At 64.1% G+C, this 485-nt stretch carries 2 protein-coding genes; both read right to left on the minus strand.

Going from position 1 to position 485, the window contains the following annotated elements:
- A partial coding sequence (locus HAQ05_RS29715; RefSeq protein ID WP_190427704.1) for a sugar nucleotide-binding protein occupies positions 1–262 on the minus strand: 262 nt, incomplete at its 3' end.
- The coding region (locus tag HAQ05_RS29720; protein ID WP_190427706.1) for a dTDP-4-dehydrorhamnose 3,5-epimerase family protein at positions 259–485 on the minus strand (227 nt) is incomplete at its 5' end. The genes HAQ05_RS29715 and HAQ05_RS29720, both read right to left, overlap by 4 nt.

The following is a 485-nucleotide window of genomic DNA, read 5'->3' on the forward strand; positions in this document are numbered from 1 at the left end:
CTTGCTCGGCGAGGATGCCGGGGGCGGTGGCATTGATCGCCCAGGCGGTGTCGCGGTCGTTCTCGGCTTGGTCTACCGCAGTATACGCGGCCGGGTTGATGATCAGGCCCGGGCGCTCACGGGCCAGGGTGCGGCGGATCGCATCACCGTCGCGCAGGTCCAGGGCTTGGCTGCCCAGGGCCTTGACGTTACCCAACCCGGCCAAGGCGCTTTGCAGGGCACGGCTTACCTGGCCATTTTCGCCGGTAATGAGGATGTTCATTCGAACAGCTCCGCCTCGCCCAGGCGCTTGCCTTGTTGGTCTTTGGCCGACAACTGCGGCTGCAGGCCGCCCAATTGCCAGTCGATGGCCAGGGTTGGGTCGTCCCAGGCGATGCAGCGCTCGGCAGCGGGGTTGTAGTAATCGGTGGTTTTGTACAAAAACTCGGCGTAATCGCTGAGCACCACGAAACCATGGGCGAAGCCCGGCGGTATCCATAGCTGCT

Origin of the sequence: Pseudomonas typographi (genome assembly GCF_014694385.1) — a bacterium.
GTDB lineage: Bacteria > Pseudomonadota > Gammaproteobacteria > Pseudomonadales > Pseudomonadaceae > Aquipseudomonas > Aquipseudomonas typographi.